1 rRNA gene is annotated in these 1525 nt (G+C 53.0%); it reads left to right on the top strand.

The window, feature by feature from the left end:
- A 23S ribosomal RNA gene (locus VL15_RS37795) occupies window positions 1–1512 on the top strand; the annotation flags it as partial.
- Window positions 1513–1525: the final 13 nt, after the last annotated feature.

The raw sequence follows: 1525 nt of genomic DNA, 5'->3' as shown, positions 1-1525 counted from the left end.
ATGGGAAGCAGGTCAATATTCCTGCACCATTGTTAGATGCGATGGGGGGACGGATCGCGGAAGGTTGTCCGGGTGTTGGAAGTCCCGGTCGCTGCATTGGAGAAGGCGCTTAGGCAAATCCGGGCGCGGAATTCAAGGGTGTGGCGCGAGCTCCTTAGGGAGCGAAGCAATTGGAAGTGGTTCCAAGAAAAGCCTCTAAGCTTCAGTCTAACGATGACCGTACCGCAAACCGACACAGGTGGGCGAGATGAGTATTCTAAGGCGCTTGAGAGAACTCGGGAGAAGGAACTCGGCAAATTGGTACCGTAACTTCGGGATAAGGTACGCCCTTGTAGCTTGATGCCCCTGCGGGCAAAGGGTGAAGGGGTTGCAATAAACTGGTGGCTGCGACTGTTTAATAAAAACACAGCACTCTGCAAACACGAAAGTGGACGTATAGGGTGTGACGCCTGCCCGGTGCCGGAAGATTAAATGATGGGGTGCAAGCTCTTGATTGAAGTCCCGGTAAACGGCGGCCGTAACTATAACGGTCCTAAGGTAGCGAAATTCCTTGTCGGGTAAGTTCCGACCTGCACGAATGGCGTAACGATGGCCACACTGTCTCCTCCCGAGACTCAGCGAAGTTGAAGTGTTTGTGATGATGCAATCTACCCGCGGCTAGACGGAAAGACCCCATGAACCTTTACTGTAGCTTTGCATTGGACTTTGAACCGATCTGTGTAGGATAGGTGGGAGGCTATGAAACCGGAACGCTAGTTTCGGTGGAGCCGTCCTTGAAATACCACCCTGGTTTGTTTGAGGTTCTAACCTTGGTCCGTGATCCGGATCGGGGACAGTGCATGGTAGGCAGTTTGACTGGGGCGGTCTCCTCCCAAAGCGTAACGGAGGAGTACGAAGGTACGCTAGGTACGGTCGGAAATCGTGCTGATAGTGCAATGGCATAAGCGTGCTTAACTGCGAGACCGACAAGTCGAGCAGGTGCGAAAGCAGGTCATAGTGATCCGGTGGTTCTGTATGGAAGGGCCATCGCTCAACGGATAAAAGGTACTCTGGGGATAACAGGCTGATACCGCCCAAGAGTTCATATCGACGGCGGTGTTTGGCACCTCGATGTCGGCTCATCTCATCCTGGGGCTGTAGCCGGTCCCAAGGGTATGGCTGTTCGCCATTTAAAGAGGTACGTGAGCTGGGTTTAAAACGTCGTGAGACAGTTTGGTCCCTATCTGCCGTGGGCGTTGGATATTTGAAGGGGGCTGCTCCTAGTACGAGAGGACCGGAGTGGACGAACCTCTGGTGTACCGGTTGTCACGCCAGTGGCATCGCCGGGTAGCTATGTTCGGAAGAGATAACCGCTGAAAGCATCTAAGCGGGAAACTCGCCTTAAGATGAGATATCCCTGGGGACTAGATCCCCTTGAAGGGTCGTTCGAGACCAGGACGTTGATAGGTCAGGTGTGTAAGCGCAGTAATGCGTTCAGCTAACTGATACTAATTGCCCGTAAGGCTTGATCCTATAACAAGTCTGT

Origin of the sequence: Burkholderia cepacia (assembly GCF_001039005.1) — a bacterium.
In the GTDB taxonomy this organism is placed as follows: domain Bacteria; phylum Pseudomonadota; class Gammaproteobacteria; order Burkholderiales; family Burkholderiaceae; genus Burkholderia; species Burkholderia theae.
The sequence above is the reverse complement of the archived record's forward strand: the minus strand, read 5'-3'. Positions and strand labels throughout refer to the sequence as shown.